The sequence below is a fragment of the Xenorhabdus doucetiae genome, from assembly GCF_000968195.1.
In the GTDB taxonomy this organism is placed as follows: domain Bacteria; phylum Pseudomonadota; class Gammaproteobacteria; order Enterobacterales; family Enterobacteriaceae; genus Xenorhabdus; species Xenorhabdus doucetiae.
In genome coordinates this window covers 4,080,660-4,104,330 of the sequence record NZ_FO704550.1, presented here as the reverse complement: position 1 = coordinate 4,104,330, position 23,671 = coordinate 4,080,660, and the positions used below count along the sequence as shown (strand labels likewise).

At 43.2% G+C, this 23,671-nt stretch carries 18 protein-coding genes and 2 pseudogenes; 12 read left to right on the top strand and 8 right to left on the bottom strand.

The annotated features are described in order from the left end of the window. Positions 1-28: 28 nt before the first annotated feature. Together XDD1_RS18550 and XDD1_RS17900 are read left to right on the top strand one after the other, a co-directional pair. A complete protein-coding gene (locus XDD1_RS18550; RefSeq protein ID WP_052705746.1) occupies positions 29-1,699 on the top strand; it encodes a formyltransferase family protein in 1,671 nt (556 codons plus the stop codon). Positions 1,700-2,328: 629 nt separating this feature from the next. Further along, positions 2,329-3,371 (top strand): annotated as a pseudogene (locus XDD1_RS17900) (IS630 family transposase). A gap of 104 nt (positions 3,372-3,475) precedes the next feature. On the opposite strand, the pseudogene XDD1_RS19265 reads toward XDD1_RS17900, so the two are convergent. Then, positions 3,476-4,633: pseudogene (locus tag XDD1_RS19265) on the bottom strand (IS3 family transposase). Between the two features lie 244 nt (positions 4,634-4,877). Continuing rightward, positions 4,878-5,993: an MFS transporter gene (locus XDD1_RS17885; RefSeq protein ID WP_231854530.1), complete on the bottom strand. Its 1,116-nt coding sequence runs from the start codon at positions 5,991-5,993 to the stop codon at positions 4,878-4,880. Positions 5,994-6,262: 269 nt separating this feature from the next. Between XDD1_RS17885 and XDD1_RS17880 the strand changes: the two genes are divergently transcribed. Next, positions 6,263-7,150, top strand: coding sequence for a LysR family transcriptional regulator (locus XDD1_RS17880; RefSeq protein WP_045973182.1), 888 nt, complete (start codon positions 6,263-6,265; stop codon positions 7,148-7,150). Between the two features lie 388 nt (positions 7,151-7,538). On the opposite strand, the gene XDD1_RS17875 is transcribed toward XDD1_RS17880, so the two are convergent. The 4 genes from XDD1_RS17875 to XDD1_RS17860 form a co-directional block, all read right to left on the bottom strand. Beyond that, positions 7,539-7,778 carry a FeoC-like transcriptional regulator gene (locus XDD1_RS17875; RefSeq protein WP_045973181.1) on the bottom strand — a complete coding sequence of 80 codons (240 nt, stop codon included), beginning with the start codon at positions 7,776-7,778 and terminating at the stop codon, positions 7,539-7,541. A 22-nt stretch (positions 7,779-7,800) separates the two neighbouring features. After that, positions 7,801-10,113, bottom strand: a complete 2,313-nt coding sequence (gene feoB / locus XDD1_RS17870; protein ID WP_045973180.1) for a Fe(2+) transporter permease subunit FeoB — start codon at positions 10,111-10,113, stop codon at positions 7,801-7,803. Positions 10,114-10,223: 110 nt separating this feature from the next. Beyond that, positions 10,224-10,451: a ferrous iron transporter A gene (gene feoA / locus XDD1_RS17865; RefSeq protein ID WP_045973179.1), complete on the bottom strand. Its 228-nt coding sequence runs from the start codon at positions 10,449-10,451 to the stop codon at positions 10,224-10,226. A 581-nt stretch (positions 10,452-11,032) separates the two neighbouring features. Next, a complete protein-coding gene (locus XDD1_RS17860; RefSeq protein WP_045973178.1) occupies positions 11,033-13,378 on the bottom strand; it encodes a Tex family protein in 2,346 nt (781 codons plus the stop codon). Positions 13,379-13,692: 314 nt separating this feature from the next. On the opposite strand from XDD1_RS17860, the gene greB reads away from it, so the two are divergent. From greB to XDD1_RS17840, 4 genes are all read left to right on the top strand, one after another. Further along, entirely contained in the window at positions 13,693-14,175 is a 483-nt protein-coding gene (greB, locus tag XDD1_RS17855) for a transcription elongation factor GreB (protein WP_045973177.1), read from the top strand. Positions 14,176-14,364: 189 nt separating this feature from the next. Then, positions 14,365-15,084, top strand: coding sequence for an osmolarity response regulator transcription factor OmpR (ompR, locus tag XDD1_RS17850; RefSeq protein ID WP_045973176.1), 720 nt, complete (start codon positions 14,365-14,367; stop codon positions 15,082-15,084). Next, entirely contained in the window at positions 15,081-16,094 is a 1,014-nt protein-coding gene (locus tag XDD1_RS17845) for an ATP-binding protein (protein WP_231854435.1), read from the top strand. Before ompR ends, XDD1_RS17845 begins: the two co-directional genes overlap by 4 nt. 536 nt (positions 16,095-16,630) lie before the next feature. Then, complete coding sequence (locus XDD1_RS17840; protein WP_052705745.1) at positions 16,631-17,683, top strand: HesA/MoeB/ThiF family protein; 1,053 nt, start codon at positions 16,631-16,633, stop codon at positions 17,681-17,683. A 180-nt stretch (positions 17,684-17,863) separates the two neighbouring features. Here the strand turns inward: XDD1_RS17840 and XDD1_RS19260 are convergent, their stop codons facing one another. Together XDD1_RS19260 and XDD1_RS17825 are read right to left on the bottom strand one after the other, a co-directional pair. Then, positions 17,864-18,202: a transposase gene (locus tag XDD1_RS19260; RefSeq protein ID WP_231854434.1), complete on the bottom strand. Its 339-nt coding sequence runs from the start codon at positions 18,200-18,202 to the stop codon at positions 17,864-17,866. Next, positions 18,196-18,669, bottom strand: coding sequence for a helix-turn-helix domain-containing protein (locus XDD1_RS17825; protein ID WP_045968011.1), 474 nt, complete (start codon positions 18,667-18,669; stop codon positions 18,196-18,198). Before XDD1_RS17825 ends, XDD1_RS19260 begins: the two co-directional genes overlap by 7 nt. Positions 18,670-18,759: 90 nt before the next feature. On the opposite strand from XDD1_RS17825, the gene XDD1_RS17820 reads away from it, so the two are divergent. From XDD1_RS17820 to pstA, 5 genes are all read left to right on the top strand, one after another. After that, entirely contained in the window at positions 18,760-19,980 is a 1,221-nt protein-coding gene (locus tag XDD1_RS17820; protein ID WP_045973175.1) for an MFS transporter, read from the top strand. Between the two features lie 22 nt (positions 19,981-20,002). After that, the gene (locus tag XDD1_RS17815; protein WP_045973174.1) at positions 20,003-20,473 is read left to right on the top strand and encodes an HIT family protein; all 471 of its coding nucleotides are present in this window, start codon (positions 20,003-20,005) and stop codon (positions 20,471-20,473) included. Positions 20,474-20,720: 247 nt separating this feature from the next. Continuing rightward, a complete protein-coding gene (gene pstS / locus XDD1_RS17810; protein WP_045973173.1) occupies positions 20,721-21,770 on the top strand; it encodes a phosphate ABC transporter substrate-binding protein PstS in 1,050 nt (349 codons plus the stop codon). Further along, positions 21,767-22,753 carry a phosphate ABC transporter permease PstC gene (pstC, locus tag XDD1_RS17805; RefSeq protein WP_408068277.1) on the top strand — a complete coding sequence of 329 codons (987 nt, stop codon included), beginning with the start codon at positions 21,767-21,769 and terminating at the stop codon, positions 22,751-22,753. The genes pstS and pstC overlap by 4 nt, the downstream gene beginning before the upstream one ends. 58 nt (positions 22,754-22,811) lie before the next feature. Next, positions 22,812-23,663, top strand: a complete 852-nt coding sequence (pstA, locus tag XDD1_RS17800; RefSeq protein WP_148886137.1) for a phosphate ABC transporter permease PstA — start codon at positions 22,812-22,814, stop codon at positions 23,661-23,663. Positions 23,664-23,671: the final 8 nt, after the last annotated feature.

The following is a 23,671-nucleotide window of genomic DNA, read 5'->3' as shown; positions in this document are numbered from 1 at the left end:
GTGTACTTTAAATAGAGTGGTTAATATCATGAAATTACATAAAAATTACCATTGTGTGATTGTTGGACAAGGCACTTTAGCTATTAGGTGCTGTCAATTTTTAATTGAATTAGGTATTAATATTGATGCTATCCTCCCTTTGGATTCTATTTTTTTCTCATGGTCTAAAAAGGAGGGAATAAAACATTTAAATACTATTAATGAATTAGAGGTGTTCGTATCTGACAATTATGTTGAATGGTTGTTCTCTATATCAAATCCTATTATTTTGGATTCTAAATTATTAAGTAATATTAAATTAGGGGCTTTTAATTATCATGATGCACCATTGCCTAAGTATGCTGGAACTCATGCTACTTCATGGGCCATCTTGGCATTAGAGAAAAAATATGCAGTTACTTGGCATGAAGTTATTTCTAAGGTAGATGCTGGAAATATAGTTATACAAAAAAATGTGGAAATTAACCAATCAGACACTGCTCTTTCATTAAATATGAAATGTTATCATACAGCATTTGAAGGATTTAAAAATTTAATAGTTCTTCTTGATAGTGATAATATAGAATATATAAAACAAGATTTGTCAGAAAGGAGTTTCTTTTCAAATAGAAAACGCCCATATTCATTAGCTTGCTTACAGTGGAACAAATCAGCGGAAGAATTGTCAGCTTTAGTACGAGGATTATATTTTGGCGAACGTTATCGAAATCCATTATGTATGCCAAAAGTTTATTTAATGAATACTGTTGGAATAGTTAAGTCTCTTGAAGTACTTTCTAATTCTTCACATGAGAAACCCGGTTTTGTGGTTGATATTTCAAGAGATTGTTGGGTTATAACAACTGCGACTACAGATATTCGAATCGAGTTTATGTATTTGGCTGGAGAGTATCTTAGAGCTGATATTTTTGCTTATCAGCTTGATATAAATGTGGGGAACCTTTTACCTAATCTTAGTGATTCTGATTCAGTAAGTATAACACAGAAACATGAAGATTTAGTTTCTTATGAACTATTCTGGGTTGAACGCCTTGAATTTTGTAAACCACTAAAATCTATTTTAACGAATCAAAAATATCTTAATCAAGATTGTGCTTTTGATATCTATTATAACTGGAACTTATATGATGAGGTTGTTGAATTCAAAAGTGAAGAGAGATTGTGGCATATATTGAGTGCATTGGCTATATATTTATCATTATCTAATGATGTTCAAAATTTCCATTTGGCTTGGAAAGTTGGTTTATTTAAAAATAAAAACTTAGATTACTCTTGTTTTTTTTCTGACAATGTTCCTTTTGAATTTTGTGTTAATTTTGATAATTCTGCGCTTGATTTGTATAATTTTATTTCAATTGAATGTGACAAAGTGAACAAATATAAAACATTTACTAAAGATATAGTTTTTCGTTATCCTCAATTGAGATTGGCAGAGTTTTTTCATTCTAAATTTATTTTTGGGATTGATGTTATTAATTGTGAAAATATTGAAAATAGTCTAACAAGCCCTGAGTTGTACGAAAAAACAAATTCTTTTTTGACAATGCAAATAGAACCGAATAAAAGAGCTTTTCGTTGGATATCTAATTTATCAATGTTTGACAGTTTTGAACTGAGGAAAATGACAAATGAAATAATAAATATAGATAGAATTCTTTTATCTAACCCAAGTGTGCCTTTGAAGAAACTATTTTCTTAAAGGAATTTATTTTATATACTCTATGAACTTCAAGTTGCAGCTTGGAAGACGAAAAAAGTTATTATCTCCTCTCCTCGCGGGGGAGATAATAAATGCACCTTGAAGTATAATAAATATATTATTACACGTAAACTTTAGTTAATATTTTATATCCGTTTCCATTGAGGCTACCTGATTTATAGTTTAAATTCCATCACTCTAACTGACATGAAAGTTTATCTGTCCATAGCGCCAAAACGTCATCATTCATTAACCATTTATTTACCTTAGGCCAGAAGTAAGGTTAACTATATCTGGGTAATGTTGTATTCGTGCCACTGCTATGGTAGTTCCCCCATTTTTATGAAGAATAAAAATAGAATTCAAGCAGTTCGTACTTAACTACCACCTACTGAAGTAGGTGGGTTAGCGTACTTCAGGTGCCGACGACTGAAAGTCGTCGAACCACGCACCTCGTAAACGCGCATAGGTCAAAGAATTAAAGTCAAAGTCACCGTCTAAAGACGGTGGTTTTTACCAATGATATTGAAATAAATGCTGCTCCGGTATAATCTAATAATGCCTTTACCTATACCAATCGCCATTGAAGATGCTTGATTTCTTATCCAAACCCGATCATGCTTGCAATCATGAAAATTCATCTGACACCAGAACAAAAACGTGCCCTCGAATTGATGCATGATACCACTCGTGATAGTCGAGTCTGTGATCGCATCAAGGCCGGGCTTTTGGCGTAAGAGGGCGGGCCAACTTAGATGTATTCTCCAGGCCTTACGTATTCAAAAAATTACGGGAAACCCTCCCCTAAAAGAATTCATCGCCGCAGGAAAAACTCACCCCCGAAAATGGGGGTTTCTAAAACCATTCTCTTTTCCCAAACAAACCCCCGTTCGGGTTGATTATTTGACGGGAAAATTGCCTGCATACGGCCGCTCAAATTGTGGATAATGTACGAGCTCGTTGGCAGGTGTCTTTCAGCGTGGGAGGCATGACGAAATGGCTTCACCGACAAGGTTTCAGCTACAAAAAGCCAAAGGGCGTTCCTCATAATTTCGATGCGGATAAGCAGCAACAATTTATTGATGACTACCAGTCTCTGAAAGACCGGGCAGGTCAGAATGAACCTATCCTATTTATTGATGCGGTGCATCCTTCGCAGTCCACAAAGCTCAGCTATGGTTGGATGAAAGCGGGGAAAAATCAGGTAAAAGTGGTCGAAACCACCGGCAGTCGTACCCGTCTCAATCTTCTGGGCGCCCTCAATTTACAACGAATTGAAGACACCGTGATCCGTGAATACCCGAGTATCAATGCCGAAAATATCGCGTATTTTTTCGGCGCTATTAGAGAAACTTACCCACTTTCGCAAAAAATTCATATTATTCTGGATGGGGCGGGTTACCACCGGGCAGAATTGGTGAAAGAGGTGGCATATGTCCTTAATATTGAACTGCATTACCTACCGCCTTACAGCCCAAACCTCAATCCAATAGAGCGATTGTGGAAGTATATGAATGAGCAAGTACGTAACAATGTTTATTTTCCGGATGCGAAGACATTCCGTGAAACCCTTCGTCACTTTTTTCATGTCACTTTGCCAGAAAAAGCGAAAGAACTCACGACTAGACTGACTGACAACTTTCAGATTTTAAAACCTGCATCTTCAAGTTAGATTGGTATAGAGAGGATTACTATACGTAAATCAGATTCTGATATTATGTTGGAATTAAGTAATGATCTGTAAGCGTACGGGGAACCCCACCTAGCCTGTAGTGATCAAGAACTTCCGGACACATTTTTAGCCTTTTCCCACTGCTTTTCGTATTCAACGGGAGAACTGCCCCCATTGAAACGATGAGGACGGACGTAGTTATAATATCCGCCCAGATATTGCGTGATATCCCCATCGCTTCATGCATATCCTGATAGCCTTCCGGTGGCACCCATTCGCTTTTTCAGACTCCGGAATACCCGTTCCATCGGCGAATTATCATAGCAGCAGCTCCTGCGGCTTATGCTTTGGATAATCTTGTGTCGCCAAAGTAAGCGGCGGAACTTTTTGCTACTGTATTGGCTGCCTTGATCTGAATGAAAAATCAGCCGCCCTTCTCTATGGCGCATTTCCAGGGCATGACTCAGTGCCCGACAGACCAACTCCGCATCCGGTGAGGAAGAGATGGCCATACCCACCACGCGGCGGGAAAATAAATCCATCACCACCGCGAGGTAACGCCAACCTTCCTGCGTACGAATGTACGTGATGTCCCCGCACCACCGGGTATTTGGGCTGGCCGGGGCAAAGTGCTGCTGCAAAAAATCCGGCGACGCCACATGTTCTTTCCCCGGTGGACGATAACGGTGGGCCCCCGGCTGACGACTTTGCAGGCCGCATTCCTGCATGAGCCAGCCAGCGCCCAACCGGTGTGCCCTCATTGGTCAGCAAGTGGCTCAGGGAGCGGCTGCCGATGGCCCCCCTACTTTGGTTATACAATTCACGGGTCCGGATGCGCAGCCGCAGACGTTCTGTATCGACAGGACGTTTCCGCCAATCGTAATAGGCGCTGCGTGACACCTTAAATGCCTGACAGAGTTCCGTGACCGGCCATTGGGCGCTCAGCCGTGTGATCAACGAATAGCACCACGGCGTATCTCGCTCATCAACACGGCCGCCTGCTTTAGGATTTCTTTTTCCATTTCCAGACGCCTGACCTGTTTTTCCAACGCCTGTATCTGGCGTTGTTCGGGCGTTAAGGCTTTACCGGCAGGCGTTACCCCCTGTATTTCGGCCTTATACTGGCGGATCCATTTTCTCAAGGTACTGGCATCAACAGCCAGTGAACGGGCGATATCAATAACCCGTTGATGATGGAGAACAACCTGCTGAACCGCTTCCAGCTTAAATTCAACGGAATAGTGGCGTTTGGTCGGTTTCAATTTCATTGTCATACCTCATTGTCATGTTAATAACATTAGCAGGCTTTTGAGGTGTCCGGATTTAATGTACTACTACAAACAATATGGGGAACAATTTTGCCCGCCATAGCGGGCAAATATATTGCAGGTATTACCAATAAAATGGAAATAGGCAGTAAAAAAAGGAACAGTGGAGTAACTTATCGTAGTGAAACTGCTTAAAACAGGTTGATGAAGTGTCAGAAATCATCATATCACTACGTCTCTATATTTTAATTGGAAATCCATGTTTTTTAGCCAACCAGGTTGTTACTAAACCAATTACAAGCAAGCCAAACAAAGTCCAAGGAAAAGAATAAACACCTTGGGTATCTAACAAGACTCCTCCCAATATCCCTCCCGCAGCTATCGATAAATTCCAGACCGTGACCAGAATTGATTGAGCAACATCTGCACCTGAACCAGCGGCATCAGCTGAAGCCGTTTGTAATAATGGGGCTGCTCCTCCAAAAGTTATTCCCCATACAGCCATAGATAAATATATCACGAGGGGAACAGTTCCAGCTAATCCTAACCCCAATGCCACCAAAGCAAATAATCCTATGCTAACCAAAACAAGTAATCGTAGGTATTTATCAATCAATATTCCCACCAACCATATACCAAGAACTGAGAAAATACCGAAAATCAATAAAATTATGTCAACTCTATGGGAAAGCCCTGCTGGAACAAGGAATGGCATGATATAAGTATAAAGTATACTGTGTGCTAATACCCAGAAAGTAAGTACTATGAATACTGATCGTACACCTGGTGTTTGCAATACGGTTCTAATCGATAACCGTTTTTCTAAAGATTGTCCAGGATAATCAGGTACGAATAGACGAATCCAAATCATGACTCCTAAGGTAAGTAATGAAAGAAGGCCAAATGTCATGCGCCAACCAATGAGTGATCCAAGAAATGCCCCCAAAGGAACGCCCAATGAAAGAGCCAAAGGTGCTCCCACACCAGCAATAGCTAAGGCTCTTCCTTTCAAAGGTTCTGATGCCATTCGTCGAGCATATCCGGCCAACATTCCCCAAATTAGCCCTCCTGCCATTCCCGCAAATAATCGGGTAGCAAGTGCAAAAATATAATTGGATGTCAATACAGTCAGGGTATTGAAAATGAACAGTGCACTTAAAACAGCAAGCAAAAGTGGGCGACGTCGCCAACCTTGGGTGGCTGTTGTTAATGGGATAGCCGCGATAAGTGAGCCTATTGCATATAGTGTAACGAATTGTCCCGCCATAGACTCAGAAATATTTAATCCTTCACTGATTTGTGACAACATACCTGCGGGAACAGTTTCTGTCATAAGCGCTAAAAAGCCGGTCATTGCAAGTGCAAGCAATGGAGTTAATGGTAAAGTATTCTTATCGTTAGTATTATTATTAGTGGTTGGTATCACCTCAGCTCTCCTTCCTTTTTCAGTCATATTCAGTATCTGAAGAGCCATGTATTAATGCCATCCCACATAATATTCAGTAGAGTCTATGGGTTGTCAAATAGGCTCACCTATATAGTATGAGGGAACATATTAGAATAAAAAACACACTAAATTTCATAACATATGTGACACTTACGTCATTAATAGGGAAAATAGCAATGGATAATCTTGGTGTTCTCGAAGTCTTTGTTCGTGTCAGTGAAGCAAGAAGTTTCACTGCGGTAGGTAACCAACTAGGTATATCATCTTCAGCTATTAGCAAAGCAATAGGTCGTCTTGAAGAAAAACTACGGGTGAGACTTTTTCATCGTTCCACGCGTATAGTAACTTTAACACCAGAAGGTACTCTATTTCTTAAACGTTGTCGGCGCATTCTTGATGAAATAGAAGAAGCAAAAAATGAACTTTCCAAGTCACAATCTTTGCCATATGGAAAATTAAAAGTGAGTATACCGTCAATTGGTATACAATTTATGACCCAGTTCGTAGAGTTTAGTCGGCAGTACCCCAACATTGAATTAGAAATAGACAGTACTGACAGTTTGGTGGATTTAATCGAAGAAGGGTTTGATGCTGTAATACGCACAGGAGAACCGACTGATTCACGATTAATGGCTCGTGTACTTGGTTCTTACAAAAGAGTTCTTGTTGCTTCCCCTGATTATTTCCAGAAAGCAGGACTTCCTGAAAAACCAGAAGATCTCATTAAACATACCTGTATGATGTATCGTTACAAGAGTACAGGAAAACTGGATATTTGGCCAACCAGTCAATATAGCCAAATCTTACAGACAGAAAGGCCTATAAGAATGGTGACTAATACTCTTGAGCCATTGGTTTCTTTTACGGAAAATGGGCTTGGTATCGCATGTATTCCTGATTTAGCTATTCATGGTCAACTAAAAACAGGAAAACTTGTCACTGTTTTGGATAGTTTTAATCATGATATAACAACGTGTAGAATACTTTGGCCTTCAGGAAAGTACTTATCACCCAAGCTGAGGGTATTTATCGATTTTATGGTAGAAAATTTATTTAAAAATTAATAAAATATAAAAGTCAGGATCCTGATAGATTAGGATCATATAATAGAAAAAGGGGAGACTACTGAAAGGTTACTTCGCTCATAAAAAGATAAATATGAATACTGAGTAAATGAATTAACATTTTCCATATGTACCTAACCCAGACTTGATCTGATGGACGCACCGTATAACAGCAGTGAGTGTTTAATTATCAGGTCAAAAGTAACACCAATTTGTAACGGTGTTATCAAATCATAGAAAAACATCCCTTGATGGGCAATTATATTGACTATCAAAGGATGTTACGGAACACCAGATTGACTTCTAATTTATCAGCGTAACGATATCGAATTAAAATTATATCGCGTTGATAGCCATTCCAAATTATTCGCTTAATGAAATAAGCGCCCTATTTCTTCACCGCAAGCTGATACGCCTTAGTATCACATTTCTGCGTTTCCGGGCACTGCTTGCAGCCCCCGCTGAGGCAGGAGGAAGTATCCACTTCCTCCAGTTTACCCATTATGACAAGCTGCTTGAGCATGGCTTCCATCATCGGCAGCGGTGCTGAAAACTGATGGCTCAATGACCTTGCGTCAGTACGCCCATTAAGGGCAACCGCGTCTCTGATTTTCAGCAGGTTAATCATGTCTGGCTCCTCATGGCTTTGGTTAGTGGCAGCTATTGTCTGAGCATTCGCAGCTACGGTCAGTCGCGTTGTTAAACGTGACAGTGACTCGGCTGCGTGCACGGCGTAAGCCAATAATGATCAGAATGTTAAGCAGGATCACGGCAGCAATGGTGATTAAGCTACTTTGTGGGTGAGCGGAAAACGTTGTCACTTGATAAAACAGGGCTGACAGCGAATAAGCGACGTTCAATCCCCACAGAATGGAGAATATCATCCAGCCACGGCTGGTTTCACGGGCAATGGCACCCATGACAGAAACACAAGGCACGTACAGCAGGACGAAAATCAGGTAACTGTAAGCGGAAATGGCAGAGCCAAATTTGGTGCTCATCATTCCCATCGAACTGCGATCCATATTGCCGTCACCTTTGCTGGCTTCAATCGGGTTAGAAAGAGCACTTAAGGTAAAGGTGTCTTTCAGGCTATCCCAGGTTTCTGCGACCGCACCTTTGAGTTGATCCAGCAGATTGAACTCATCGGGGTTAAATGGCCCTTGCGTAAGGTTTTCGGCGGTATATAGCGTATTCAGGGTGCCCACCACCACTTCTTTCGCCATCGCGCCGGTAATCAGCCCGACGGTTGCTTGCCAGTTATCGGGATGTACACCAATGGGATGCAAGACAGGAGTGAGCACTTTACTGACGGAAGCCAGCGCCGATTCGTTGATATTGTCCACGGTCTTACCGGAGAAAGAGAAACTGTTCAGGGCACCAATCAACATGCTCGCAGCGACAATCACTTTACCCGCACGTATCACAAAACCTTTCAGCCTTTGCCATGTCTGGAGCAGCAGGGTTTTGGCATGGGGAACGTGATAGACCGGCAGTTCCATGACAAAAGGCGAGGCTTCACCACGCATCAGGGTGTATTTGAGCAGCAGCCCCGTCAGGATAGCAATGACAATCCCCAATATATACAGGGAGAAAACGATGCTGGCGCCATCTTTGCCGAAGAAAGCCGCAGCAAAGACGGCAAAGATCGCCAACCTTGCCCCGCAGGACATAAACGGCGCCATCATAATGGTAATCAAACGCTCACGAGGAGCATCCAGCGTCCTTGACCCCATCACGGCAGGGACGTTACAACCAAAGCCAACAATCAAGGGCACAAAAGATTTACCCGGCAATCCGATGGCCTGCATCAGCCTGTCCATGACAAATGCCGCCCTCGCCATGTAACCGGAGTCTTCCAGAAAGGAGAGGAACAGGTACATCATGCCAATTTGGGGAACCAGCGGCAGTACCGTATTGATGCCGCCACCAATGCCTTGGGCAAGGAATACCGTCAGCCAGTTCGGGAAATGGAGCGTATGGCCAAGCCATTGCATGCCATCGATGAAAATGGCGGAAGAAGCGCCGTCAAAGATAGGCTGTAAGGCACCACCAATATTAATGGCGAGCACAAACATCAGGTACATGACAAACAGGAAAACAGGCAGACCCAGCCAGCGGTTCAGGACAACGGTATCTAACGCTTGGGTCAGTTTGTTCGGTATGGCCGTGCGGATATCAATAACTGCCAGACAAATTTCACTGATGGTTTGATAGCGTGAACCTGCAATGGCGAGATCAGGTTCTTCAATCTGTTGTTTTTGCAGGCGCTCTTGGCTTTCCGTTAGTTGGGTGTGGGTCAGGCCAGCGACCTCACGGCCGTAAATATCCCCTTCCAAGACTTGCAAAGCCAGCCAGCGGCGCTGTTGTGGCTTAAATTGCGCTGTGATCTGGCCGGAAAGGAGAGAAATTTCCTGCAACAGCGCCTCAGGATAATCAACCTGTACAGGGTTAAAGTGCTGCGGGTAATTATCGATGGTTTTTTTCAGGGTATCGATGCCGGTGGCACGGGTGGAAACCAGCGGGATAACCGGACAGCCGAGGCGTTTTTCCAATGCGGGAATATCAATATTGATGCGTTGACTTTCGGCAATATCCAGCATATTCAGCGCAATAATGCAGGGAATACCCAGTTCAATCAATTGCAGTGAGAGATAAAGATTACGCTCCAGATTCGACGCATCAACAACATTGATTAACATATCCGCGTCACCACTGAGAATATAGTGGCAGGCAATCTGTTCATCAATGGAAGTTTGCTCAGAAATCGTGGTGAGAGAATAAGTACCAGGCAAGTCGACAAGATCGACTTGATGGTCATGGGTGGTAAAGTGGCCAGTTTTGCGTTCTACCGTAACGCCAGCCCAGTTTCCCACTCGTTGGCGGGAGCCAGTGAGCTGATTAAAAAGCGTTGTTTTGCCGGCATTGGGATTACCAATCAGGCCAATGGTTAATTGTTTCATCATACTTTCTGCCAATCAGGAAAGCGAATTTCGTACCTTAGTTATACTTTAGTACTCTGTAAGCGTGCCTGAACAAGGGTTATTCTGAACCCAGTTGATTTAGGGCTTTGTTAGTTCAGATCTTCATGCAACATGAGAAATGCTAAGTCTTGTTTACGCAGAGTCAGATTGACTCTGCGTGTTTCGATTTGTATTGGATCGCCTAAGGGAGCGAAGCGAATGACTTGAAATGTTGATCCCGGCAACATGCCGAGTGACAATAATTTTTGTCGGTAAGCTGGGCTAATCTCTGGAGAAAATCCCAGAATTTTGTACCTACGTTCTGGAATAAGAACCATATAACTCTCCATTCAAACTGAAAAAATAAGTGATTATAAGAATTATCCTCAATAAGGGGAGAACCACAAGAAAAAAGTACGGTAATTTCTCTGAATTCTAATTATTAATGATAATAATACGCAACTGCGATGTTGACTCTTTATACCGGATAATAAGGGAATGAATTGATATTAATCAAATTAATAGTCATTTTATTGTAAATAATGCACTATCAAGACGGATTAATATTTGGGGGAATTTCTTTATTGATTAGTCTCATTGATAAATTCGACTTATTGATTTTTGTTGTTTCATTAATTTGGTCAATAAATACATTCTGAAGTACGACGAGGATATATAAAACATTAATAAAAATAGTCAGATGTTATCACTTATTCAAATTTATAATGTCAGCAATAAATAGAATCATGATAATGAAAATTATCACTTTCTTACGGATAAATAACGGATAGTCAGTGAAGGATATTTTATTTATTCTGATGTTGGGATTTATTTAAATGAAAAATATATTGCGCGATCCCGAACTGGCGTTATTGACCAGTTCGGGAAATCATTTAAGTAAGCTAACGTTTTTGGTTAATTAACGTTTTTTACTAAAGGCCGCAGCTAATGCGTCACTCATGGCGCTGTTGGTTACCGATGCAGAACCTGAACGCGAAGTTTGGCGGTTTCTGCCGTTGCTGTTGCGGTTATTGCGGCTTGGGTCATTCTGGCGGTTGTCACCTTGAGAGCCGCGGCGTGCTTGTGTTTCACCGGGTTGCTCATCAAGGCGCATGGTCAGTGCAATACGCTTGCGGTTGAGATCAACATCCATCACCTTCACTTTCACGATGTCGCCTGTTTTGACGATGGTATGTGGATTTTCCACAAAGCGATCGGAGAGCGAGGAGATATGCACCAGACCATCCTGATGGACACCGATATCGACGAAGGCGCCGAAATTGGTGACGTTAGTGACAGTTCCTTCCAAAATCATGCCCGTTTGCAGGTCATTCATGGTTTCAACGCCATCGGCAAAGGTGGCGGTTTTGAATTCAGGACGTGGATCGCGTCCCGGTTTTTCCAGCTCTTTCAGGATGTCAGTCACCGTCGGAATACCGAATTTTTCGGTTGTGAAATCCTGCGCGTTCAAGTTACGCAGATTGGCAGAATTGCCCATCAGTTCAGACAGGGTCTGCGCGGTTGTTGCCAGGATCTTCTCAACCACCGGATAAGCTTCCGGGTGAACGGTTGACGCGTCCAGCGGGTTATCACCCTGATTGATGCGCAGGAAGCCCGCACATTGCAGGAAGGCTTTGGGTCCCAGACGGCTCACTTTCAATAATTGATTACGGTTGTCGAAACGACCGTTTTCATCGCGCCAGTTAACGATATTTTGGGCAACCGCGCGAGTCAGGCCAGCAACGCGAGTCAGCAAGGCGACCGACGCGGTATTCAGGTCAACGCCGACGCCGTTGACGCAGTCTTCAACGACGTTATCCAGTTTTTTGGCAAGTTGGGTCTGGCTGACATCATGTTGGTATTGACCAACACCGATGGATTTAGGTTCGATTTTCACCAGTTCAGCCAACGGATCTTGCAGGCGGCGGGCGATGGAAACCGCGCCACGCAGGGAAACATCCAGATCCGGGAATTCTTGCGCCGCCAATTCAGAAGCCGAATAGACCGAAGCGCCTGCTTCGCTGACAACCACTTTCTGGGCGGTGACGTCAGGATACTGTTTCTGGACGTTGGCAAAGAAACGTTCTGTTTCACGGGATGCGGTGCCATTGCCAATCGCAACCAGTTCCACCTGATGTTTGGTGCACAGGGCAGCGACGATTGCCGCGGCTTTATTTTCCTGCCCGGTATGCGGATAAATGGTATCGGTGGCAATCAGTTTACCCGTCGCGTCAACCACGGCGACTTTTACCCCGGTACGCAAACCTGGATCAAGCCCCATTGTGGCGCGCATCCCCGCAGGTGCCGCCATCAGCAGATCATGCAGGTTACGGGCGAAAACGTTGATGGCTTCGTCTTCGGCTTTTTCGCGCAGCGTGCCCATCAGTTCGGTTTCCAGATGCAGCAGCACTTTGATGCGCCATGTCCAGTTCACCACGGTTTTGCGCCAATGGTCAGCCGGGGCATTATTCAGGCGCAGGTTAAGGTGATCGGTAATAATTTGTTCACAGTGGCTCTCTTTAGGGGCTTCCTCAAATTGCGGATCAGCATTTAAAGAGAGTTGCAGGATGCCTTCATTGCGTCCACGGAACATGGCAAGGGCACGGTGGGAAGGCACAGTGGCGATGGCTTCATGGTAATCGAAATAATCGCTGAATTTCGCTCCCTCTTGCTCTTTGCCCTCGACAACTTTGGCGACCAAATGGGCATGTTTCCACAAATATTCACGGACTTTTGCCAGCAGGGTCGCATCTTCGGCGAAACGCTCCATCAGGATATAACGTGCGCCATCCAATGCCGCTTTGGTATCCGCAACACCTTTGTCAGCATCAACATAGGCGGCGGCGGCCAGTTCGGGGTCTTGCTGTGGATCTTGCCACAGCAGATCGGCCAGCGGCTCCAATCCGGCTTCAATCGCCGTTTGCCCGCGGGTGCGGCGTTTAGGTTTATAGGGCAGGTACAGGTCTTCCAACTCAGTCTTGCTTAACGTCGTGTTAATCGCTTCTGCAAGCTCAACGGTTAACTTTCCCTGTTCCTCAATCGATTTCAGGATAGTTTGACGGCGGCTGGAGAGTTCGCGCAGATAACCGAGACGGCTTTCGAGTTGGCGAAGCTGTGTATCATCCAGACCACCGGTGGCCTCTTTACGGTAACGGGCGATAAAGGGAACGGTATTTCCCTCATCGAGCAGGGTAATGGCTGCTTGGACTTGCTGTGGCTGAGCCTGTAGCTCACCGGCAATGATTCGACTTAAAGATTCATTCATGGTCTGTTTTCTTCAACTTTCACTTTCTTAGCGTCTGTAGATATCCTGAGACATCATCAGACAGAACCGGATCAGATCAAATTTTATCTGAGACAGTATCGGCATGGTTCAAACTGGCTCCATTTATACGTGCTGAACGCAATAATTTCCAGTTTAGCGCGATATTTCGGTCACGTAGCGACAAAATTCCGCGAATATCTGCTGGATTGAGATTGCGTTGGTGAGCGTTGATGAGCGTTGAGAATTGATGAGATATAAGAATTGATGAGATATAGTACTGCGCCATTAATCATCTTTTCTCAAGTGAGTTTTTCATGACCAAAAGTCACTATATTACCCGCGAAGGTTGGCATGCGCTTGATCAGGAATTGAAATATCTCTGGAAAGTTGAACGTCCCAAAGTCACTCAAGCGGTATCAGATGCCGCTGCATTGGGGGATCGTTCAGAGAATGCAGAGTACATTTATGGTAAAAAAAGATTAAGAGAAATTGACCGTCGTGTACGCTTTTTGTCCAAGCGTTTGGATGTACTGCAAATTGTTGACCCTGACCCGCGACAGGAAGGAAAAGTCTTTTTTGGCGCATGGGTAAAAGTTGAAAATGAGCATGAGGAAGAGCACATTTTTCGGTTGGTCGGGCCGGATGAATTCGATCCCACCAAGAAGTGGATCTCCATTGATTCCCCGGTGGCAAGGGCGTTACTGGGTAAGCAGCTTGATGATGAAGTTACGGTGATGACACCGAACGGCAAGGTGACTTACTGGATACTGGCAATCAGCTATCGGCCTTTGGCATAAGCCACAGTGGTTGTTCAGCGGAAATATAATTTGACGGAAATAGGGAGAACAAGGAGAGAAAACCAAATCATAAGCAATGATTGCTAATGCCATTAGTGGCCTTAAAATACGTGAGGTTAAGTCTCTATTGGAATTATGGGTTTTCTAGTGATGGATGTTGCGGGCATGGAGCATCTTGGGAGCTGAAACATGCAAGAGAGTTATAAGATCCTTGTTGTTGATGATGATATGCGTTTGCGGGCACTATTGGAACGCTATTTATCCGAGCAGGGGTTTCAAGTGCGTAGTGCAGCAAATGCAGAGCAGATGGATCGTTTATTGACCAGAGAATCCATTCAATTGATTGTTCTGGATTTAATGTTGCCGGGCGAAGATGGATTGTCTATCTGCCGAAGGTTGAGAAGTCAGCATAACTCGATCCCCATCATCATGGTATCCGCGAAAGGGGAAGAGGTTGATCGGATTGTGGGGCTAGAAATTGGTGCTGATGATTATCTTGCCAAACCGTTTAACCCGCGTGAACTGTTGGCACGTATGCGGGCAGTCCTGCGGCGACAGACCAATGAATTGCCGGGGGCGCCGACGCCGGATGATGCGGTGATCAAATTTGGCAAATTCAAACTTGATCTTGGAACACGTGAAATGTTCCATCAAGATGAGTTGTTATCTTTGACCAGTGGGGAATTTTCCGTGCTGAAGGTGTTGGTTTCTCATCCACGTGAGCCATTATCACGGGATAAGTTGATGAGTCTGGCAAGGGGACGAGAGTATGGCGCGATGGAGCGTTCCATTGATGTCCAGATTTCTCGCCTGCGTCGCCTGATTGAAGAAGATCCCACCCATCCTCGCTATATCCAGACGGTTTGGGGATTGGGATACGTTTTTGTTCCTGATGGAAGCAAGGTATGAAAAAGCCCAATGTGAAAAAGTGTTGGCTTTCTCTGCGTACTCTGCTTTCCCATGTCCTGTATTTGATGCTGGGCAGCTTGCTGTTCAGCGCTCTGGTCACCTTGCTGTTGGTGGTGCTGGAAAATCTCCCTTTTAACGCGGTATTTCCTTATCTCTTTATCAGTGTCTTTGTGATGGTTTTGTCAGTGTCTGCCGTGTTTTGGCGTTATTCCGCTAGCCAAAGACACTCATTGCAGGCCATGCAAAAAGCCGTGACTGACATGGGAAAAGGCCGAAGCGTGTCACCCTTGCCTGAAATGGGATCTCCCGCTATCCGCTCCGTGGTCAGGGCGCTGAACCAGTTATCGCTGGAGCTGAAATCGCAGGAAAGTGATCGGGCGGTATTGATGGCGGGCGTGAGCCATGACTTGCGGACTCCGCTGACCCGTATTCGTCTGGCGATGGAAATGATGGAGGGAAAAGAGGATTTTCTGACGGAATCTATCCATCAGGATATTGAAGAGTGCAACGCCATGATTGATCAGTTCATTGATTACCAGCGGGCGGGACAGGATATGCCGATGACATGCTGTGAGTTGAATGGACTGCTTGACGAGGTGATAAAGGCAGAACAGCGCTGTGCGGCAGATGTCACGATTGAAAATTGCCTGTCTACTGGCTCGATTTTTATTTCAGCCCATCCCTTTTCCATTAAGCGAGTCTTGGTCAATATGTTCACCAATGCCCGACGTTACGGTAATGGATGGATTCGCATCAGTAGTGGCGCAACAGAACACTTTGGCTGGTTTCAGGTTGAGGACAACGGCAGCGGAATGACGCAAGAAGAAGCCGCGGTTTTATTCCAGCCGTTTACGCAGGGTGTTCGGGCAGGCTTGAATAACGGCGTGGGGCTGGGGCTGGCGATCATTCGCCGTATCATCGATAGCCACGCGGGGGATATTCAGGTGGCCAGTAGTGAAAAACAGGGGCTATCCATTCGTGTATCTATTCCATTGCGCGCAAAAAAATAAGTCACTGCTGAAACTGCCCATCATAGCCCTGACTTTCCTATACAATACAATTCCCTCAATAAAAATCGAACGTTTCTACCTCCCGTTTGAGGTGAAAAATTTTTCCTGGTTTTTATCTCAAGATAGGATACCTAATGGAATTCCAATAAGTTAAATAGAACATTCTTCTTTTTGACAATAAATCAAACTGTTATGAAATACGGTTCAATTGCTTTATTTTTTTAAAAAATGTTATTGATTTGTTAAATTTAATGGTGTAAATATATTCCAGAAAGGTAATTCTTTTAGTTTATTAAACTTTAAAATTAACTTTGTCTTTGTTGTATTCCTATTAAATCTCATTAATATACAGTGGAGGTCATCATGATTGCTCATTCACGTAACTAATTTTCAAGAATAAAGGGTACGTATTCTTATTCTTACGTACCCTTTATATTCTTTCATAAGTTTTTATGAATTTAAATCATATTTAATATTATTTTTTTGAAAAATAAATTATATTCAATTAGCTACCTTAGTTTAAAGGTTAATATTGCATGAAAAATGAAGAAATTAGATACATACTTTCAAGAAGTGCCTATGTTGGTTTTTTAGGTCGTCAATGTGTTTTCTCAATTGGGAATAGGCAAGAGATTTTTTATAACGAGGAAGAATATTTACCTATTTTAAAAGCATCCGCAATCTGGAAAGAAGCAAATACTATAAAATTTGTTGTTGATAAGCTTATAAAAAGTGGCTTGACATTAGAAGAATCAGTGAACGCAACAAATTTTCTTATAGAAAAACATCATGTAGTATATGATGAGTCTATTAAGCTAGAGAGATATAGCAGGCATTATCTTTACTATGGTGGTTGGTCTTATAGCCCAAATGATGTACAAGAAAAAATTTCCTCAAGCCATGTAATTATTCTTGGCTGTGGAGGAATCGGCAATCACTTAGCAATAAATCTAGCTACAGCGGGGATTAATAAATTAACGCTTATTGATGATGATTTAATAGAATTATCTAACCTAACAAGGCAACATATGTTCACCGAAGATGATGTTGGCCTTCATAAAATTGATGTGTTAGCAAGAGAAATAAAAAGAAGAAATAAAAATGTTCAAATTAATACCATCAAAAAATCAATAAATAGTCAAAGTGATCTTGCTTGTTTACCTAAAGCTGATTTAATAGCGCTATCAGCTGATTATCCTGATGAATTAGCTTCTTGGGTCAACTTGTATGCTGTAAAGAATAAATTTCCTTTTATAAACATAGGTTATGTTGGTGACATTGCTGTTTTTGGCCCATTTTATATTCCTAATGAATCTGGTTGTTTTGCTTGTAATTCAAATATAGTCCCAGACATTAACCCTGAACATAGAAATTTGCATAAATATGCCGAAATGATAAACAAAGGGTTTCAGGCTCCGTCTTTCGTCGCTGTTAATGCAATGTCATCAGCTATGGCAACGAATGATATTATTCGCTACTTGGGTGGAAGTGTTAAGCCTCTATCTACAAACAAAAGAGTAGGAATTCATTCGTATGAATTAAAAATAGAATACCAAGAATGTCCAGTTAAGTACTCAAGAGAAATTTAATTTGAAAATTGGTTCCCATTACCCCCCCAAAAAACTTTTTAATTTTTTTTTCTTTTTTCCCTGAGTCAAAGGAATAAAACGTCGCCCATGGTATTTGGCTTTTTCCCGACGTTTTCAATCAAATTCAGTTTTGGGTGTGGGGGGAAGGTAGAATAAAAACAGGTGGGTTCTCGTACCCAGCTATTTCTGATTTTTTTTCAATCCGCTGATGGATACGCGCATTTCCCACACTAAAAATGTCAGGCGGGTGTCCCCTTGTTGGGCGAGCTGCTCTAAAAAATCAATCACGTCATCTCGCGTGATACTGCCTGACGTTGTCTGGTAAAACAGCGTGTTATCCGTGTAATTTAACGCCCCCAGAACTGACCGCCTGTCATGCTCTTGAGGCTCAGTTTCATGGGGCTTACCCCGTGGACTCCATCCATATTGCACCGGAGGAGATGCGGCAAAACCCGCCTCATCAAAATAGACCAAACGGTAATGGCCTAACTGTGCTCCAGCCTTAATTTTATTCAGCAAGGCGGATTTGTTAGCAAACTCCGTTTCGTTGCGCTTTTTTTAAGCGATAGACGGGTGCGTTTATAGGTGAGCCCCTGCTTTTTCAGGGTATTTGCCAGCGTTTCAAGCGTACAAGGCAGGGGCCCATGCTTTGCCTCAACGCACTGGGCTATCCGTGCGAGAGTTAGGGACTCTGCACAGGCAGCTTCGACCGCAGTGGCAATCATTTCAGGCGTCATAGCGAGATACCGGCCTCCAGCATGACCGCCTAATAATCCCGCTATCCCTGAATTGTGCCACATGTGAACCCAATTATAGATAACCCGGAGACTGCATCCTATTTCAGCGGTGATCTGGGACGGCTTGCTCCCTCTGGCAAGCATGAGCAAACCCGTTCCTCGCGTACGGATATCCCGGTGGGGATGATTCAAAGCGAGTTGTTGCAATGTTATTCGTTCAGGCTCAGAAAGTATTATCTTCGATTTCATAAGGACAGGCAGAAAATCAGGTTATCGTGTTATCGATTGTAACAGTAATGCAGATAGTTTATCTGATTAACTTAATAAAGAGTGCCGAGTATGTTCATGTTACTAAATGGTAGCCGAGGTGTGATTTTTTACGGATTAGCAACCAATGCAGCAAGGATGCTTGTTGGTGCAACATCTATTGTCTATTTAATGTCATCTGGAATGACTGTTGCTGATATCGGATGGCTAAAATCCATACAAGCTGCAGTAATACTTTTTGCAGATATTCCATTTGGATACATTGCAGATAAATTTGGTAGAGGGAATACAGTAAAAATCAGCACCTTATTCAGTGTAATATGGCTATCAATGACTGCTATAGGTGGACATAAATTTGTCTTCATGCTAGCAGAAGTTTTCAATGCCCTTTCTATAGCTTTATTTAGTGGTGCGTTTAATGCGTTATTGATTGAAACTTATAAAAAAGAAACGGGTAATGTTAATTTTGAAAAGATCATTGGTTCTTTTTATAAATGGCAATTTATTTTAATGGCTATTTTTTCTTTTGTTGGAGCTATCATTTTCCCTCCAGATTCTAAAAAAATATGGTGGTTTGCCGCTATGGCTATAACGGCTATTATGTTTTTATTTAATCATGTTATTCCTATGAATAAAGAAAAACAGACGTTATATAAAAAAGAAAATTATAATAAAAATATTATTGGTACGATCAAAAATGTATTCTCTACCAGAATAGCTTTACCAATGGTTATAATTTGCACCACCATATCACTTTGTTTTCAAATAGCAATACAATTTTGGCAACCCATGATTGCGGGAGAGAATCTATCTAAAATTTATGGTGGGTTTTATGGTATTGCATTTGTGCTGATTTTATTGTCACAATCATTAGCTTCACATATAGCCCAACAAATTAAAGCCAAGATATTAACATTAGTATTAATTTCTATCATTATGATGATGACATTTGTCATAACATTTATATTTTATGATGAATTATCAAAATATTTTTTGCTTGTATTCATATGTGTTAGCTTTTTCTTAATAAAATTAATAAACATTCACTCTCTATCTATTTTTTTACAATGTCAATCAGATAGTCAGTGGGCAACATCAGAATCTTTGGTTTCCTCTATGACAAGAGCCTGTTTGTTATTCATTCTGCCTATCATTGGTGGCATTTGTCATAGATTTGGTATTGAATTCATTTTTCTTTTATTAAGTATAATATCTGGTCTTTATGTTATTATTTCAGGATTGGCATGTTTATCACTAAATAAAAAGAATACTTTATACAAAGAAGACATTTAACAATATTTAAGGATACTCTGATATGAATAATTGTATTTTCTGTGAGATAGTTAATGGAAAGTCACCTGCGCATGTTATTTGGGAAGATAATGATTACATGGCTTTTTTATCAATATACCCAAACACACTGGGTTTTACCGTCGTCATTCCCAAGAAACATTACGGAAGTTATGTTTTCGAATTAAGTGATGATAATTTATCTGGATTAATCGTTGCTTCTAAAAAGGTTGCAAAGCTTCTTGATTCAACCTTAGAAGGTGTTGCCAGAACAGGCCTGATATTCGAGGGTTATGGCGTTGATCATGTACACGCCAAGTTATTTCCTATGCATGGAACAGGAAATAATAGCCGTTTTAAAAAAATATCATCGAGTATGGACAAATTTTTTCATGAATATGAAGGATATATATCATCACATGATGGTCAACGGGTATCCGATGAAGATTTGAGCATATTAGCTAAGAAAATTAGAGAGAGTTCAGTAGCTAAATAGGGGAAATTAATCAGACTGCTGACAAACCTCCGTTGAAAGTGACCTACTAGCTAAGTCTCTTGATCTCGAAGATGTGACCAAGAGACAGATCACCGCCTTGTCATAAAAATGTCATAATTCATACATTTTATTGTCATTGAATTCATCTATTTTTCTTCTCGATCTACTTTTTATTTTAAAAAACAAACTGTCAGTGATATCTGACATTTTTGTAATTGATGATGAGTATCACAGTCGGAGAGAGAGTATGAAATCAATGCGTACCACCGTGGCGAACATCATGGTCACTGTATTTGCCATGACATCCCTGTCTTCACTTGCTGCGATCAGCCTGACGGGAGCCGGTGCAACATTTCCAGCACCGGTCTATACCCAATGGGCGGATTCTTATCAGAAAGAAACCGGAAACAAAATCAATTATCAAGGCATCGGATCTTCGGGCGGCGTCAAACAGATTATTGCCAATACGGTAGATTTTGGTGCCTCTGACGCGCCCCTTTCTGAGGAAAAATTGGCGGCTAATGGCCTGTTCCAATTCCCAACGGTCATTGGTGGCATTGTGCTGGCGGTGAACATTTCCGGTATTAAAGCGGGTCAGTTGATTCTGGATGGTAAAACCCTGGGTGATATTTATCTGGGGAATATCAAGAAATGGAATGATCCGGCGATTGCAAAGCTAAATCCCAATCTCAAACTGCCGGATCAGAACATCGCCGTGGTGCGTCGGGCGGATGGTTCAGGTACTTCCTACGTCTTTACCAGCTACCTGTCTAAAGTTAACCACGATTGGAAACAGAAAGTGGGTGTTGGCTCGACCGTCAAATGGCCAACCGGATTGGGCGGCAAAGGCAATGACGGGATTGCGGCCTTTGTCCAGCGTCTGCCCGGTTCGATTGGTTATGTCGAATATGCCTATGCCAAGCAGAATCATCTGGCTTATACCCAACTGGTTTCCGCGGAGGGTAATGTGCTGGCACCTACCGAAGAGAACTTCAGTGCCGCAGCGCAAGGGGCGGATTGGCACCGCAGCTTTGCTCAGGATCTGACAAACCAGAAAGGCGGTAATGCGTGGCCGATTACTTCCACCACCTTTATTCTCATCCACCAACAACCGGCAAATGCGGCGAAGGGTGCCGAGGTGCTGAAATTTTTCGATTGGGCTTACGACAAAGGTAAAAAACAGGCGAAAGATCTGGATTATGCCACTCTGCCAGAAGAAGTGGTCAGTCAGGTGCGTGCCGCATGGAAGAACAATATCAAAGGCAGCGATGGTAAACCGCTATATCACGCAAAATGAGAATTCAGCGTATGGCCGAACGTCAAACGGCAGAACGTAAAAGGGTATTGAAAGCACCCAGCAAAAATGGCGATATTATTTTCAGCTCGCTGGTGAGATTAGCGGCGTTGTTAACATTATTGCTGTTGGGCGGCATTATCGTTTCGCTGATCATTGCTGCCTGGCCGAGTATACAAGCATTTGGTTTTGCTTTCTTATGGCGCAGAGATTGGGATGCACCCGCAGGGGTATTTGGGGCATTGATACCGATTTATGGCACCTTGATGACGTCATTCATCGCCCTGATTATTGCGGTTCCGGTGAGTTTTGGCATTGCCTTGTTTCTGACGGAATTGGCACCGAACTGGCTGAAACGCCCGTTGGGGGTGGCGATTGAGCTATTGGCGGCGATCCCCAGCATTGTTTACGGCATGTGGGGGCTGTTTGTCTTTGCGCCGCTGTTTGCCACCTATTTCCAGCAACCCGTGGGTAATGTGCTCTCAAGCATTCCCATCGTGGGCGAGTTGTTCTCCGGCCCCGCTTTTGGTATTGGCATTCTGGCGGCGGGGGTCATTCTTGCCATCATGATTATCCCCTATATCGCTTCTGTCATGCGCGATGTGTTTGAACAGACCCCGGTGATGATGAAAGAGTCGGCCTATGGCATCGGTTGTACGACATGGGAAGTGATTTGGCATATCGTCTTGCCTTATACCAAGAATGGGGTGATTGGTGGCGTTATGTTGGGGCTGGGTCGGGCATTGGGAGAAACCATGGCGGTCACCTTTATTATCGGCAATACCTACCAACTTGACAGTTTGTCGCTGTACATGCCGGGGAACAGCATCACGTCTGCGTTGGCGAATGAATTTGCTGAGGCCGATTCAGGTCTGCATACCGCTGCATTGATGGAACTGGGGCTGATTTTGTTTGTCATCACTTTTATTGTGTTGGCGTTGTCGAGATTGATGATTATGCGCCTGGCAAAAAATGAGGGGCGCTGAGATGACAATCCCCGATAATCAACCGTCACGTTCAGGCAGTACAGTCAGCGCCGTGGACATGAAAAACCGCCGCCGCAGGCAGTCATGGCGTCGGCAGAAAAACCGGCTGGCGCTGATGCTCTCCGTGGCAACAATGGCATTTGGCTTATTCTGGCTGGTCTGGATCTTAATTTCCACCGTCACCAAAGGTATCGATGGGATGTCGCTGGCGTTGTTTACTGACATGACGCCACCGCCCAATACCGAAGGCGGCGGGCTGGCAAACGCCATTGTTGGCAGTGGCTTGCTGATTTTCTGGGCGACGGTGTTTGGAACGCCATTGGGAATTCTGGCGGGCATTTATCTGGCGGAATATGGTCACCGTTCATGGCTGGCAGAAATCATCCGCTTTATTAATGACATTTTGCTTTCAGCCCCTTCGATTGTGGTCGGATTGTTTGTCTACACGGTGGTGGTCGCGAAGATGCAACACTTTTCTGGTTGGGCGGGGGTCATTGCACTGGCGTTGTTGCAGATCCCCATCGTGATTCGCACCACGGAAAACATGCTGAAACTGGTGCCGGATAATTTGCGTGAAGCCGCTTATGCACTGGGAACACCGAAATGGAAAATGATCTCTGCCATTACCTTAAAGGCGTCAATATCCGGAATTATGACCGGGGTATTGCTGGCGATTGCCCGTATTGCGGGTGAAACAGCGCCTTTGTTGTTCACTTCTCTTTCCAACCAGTTCTGGAGCACCGATCTTAACCAGCCAATTGCCAACTTACCTGTTACGATTTTCAAGTTTGCCATGAGTCCATTTTCTGACTGGCAGCAATTGGCATGGGCGGGGGTATTACTGATTACGTTGTGCGTACTGTTAATTAACATTGTGGCACGTGTGCTGTTTGCGAAGAAAAAGCACTAATATTTTTT

Coding starts and splice junctions, on each gene's coding strand:
- XDD1_RS18550 (WP_052705746.1), top strand. CDS start 29: ATGAAATTACATAAAAATTACCATTGTGTGATTGTTGGACAAGGCACT.
- XDD1_RS17815 (WP_045973174.1), top strand. CDS start 20,003: ATGAATAATTGTATTTTCTGTGAGATAGTTAATGGAAAGTCACCTGCG.
- pstA (WP_148886137.1), top strand. CDS start 22,812: ATGAAAAACCGCCGCCGCAGGCAGTCATGGCGTCGGCAGAAAAACCGG.
- XDD1_RS17885 (WP_231854530.1), bottom strand. CDS start 5,993: ATGACCGGCTTTTTAGCGCTTATGACAGAAACTGTTCCCGCAGGTATG.
- XDD1_RS17825 (WP_045968011.1), bottom strand. CDS start 18,669: ATGAAATCGAAGATAATACTTTCTGAGCCTGAACGAATAACATTGCAA.
- XDD1_RS17860 (WP_045973178.1), bottom strand. CDS start 13,378: ATGAATGAATCTTTAAGTCGAATCATTGCCGGTGAGCTACAGGCTCAG.
- feoA (WP_045973179.1), bottom strand. CDS start 10,451: ATGGTTCTTATTCCAGAACGTAGGTACAAAATTCTGGGATTTTCTCCA.
- pstS (WP_045973173.1), top strand. CDS start 20,721: ATGAAATCAATGCGTACCACCGTGGCGAACATCATGGTCACTGTATTT.
- feoB (WP_045973180.1), bottom strand. CDS start 10,113: ATGAAACAATTAACCATTGGCCTGATTGGTAATCCCAATGCCGGCAAA.
- ompR (WP_045973176.1), top strand. CDS start 14,365: ATGCAAGAGAGTTATAAGATCCTTGTTGTTGATGATGATATGCGTTTG.
- pstC (WP_408068277.1), top strand. CDS start 21,767: ATGAGAATTCAGCGTATGGCCGAACGTCAAACGGCAGAACGTAAAAGG.
- XDD1_RS17880 (WP_045973182.1), top strand. CDS start 6,263: ATGGATAATCTTGGTGTTCTCGAAGTCTTTGTTCGTGTCAGTGAAGCA.
- XDD1_RS17845 (WP_231854435.1), top strand. CDS start 15,081: ATGAAAAAGCCCAATGTGAAAAAGTGTTGGCTTTCTCTGCGTACTCTG.
- greB (WP_045973177.1), top strand. CDS start 13,693: ATGACCAAAAGTCACTATATTACCCGCGAAGGTTGGCATGCGCTTGAT.
- XDD1_RS17875 (WP_045973181.1), bottom strand. CDS start 7,778: ATGATTAACCTGCTGAAAATCAGAGACGCGGTTGCCCTTAATGGGCGT.
- XDD1_RS17840 (WP_052705745.1), top strand. CDS start 16,631: ATGAAAAATGAAGAAATTAGATACATACTTTCAAGAAGTGCCTATGTT.
- XDD1_RS17820 (WP_045973175.1), top strand. CDS start 18,760: ATGTTCATGTTACTAAATGGTAGCCGAGGTGTGATTTTTTACGGATTA.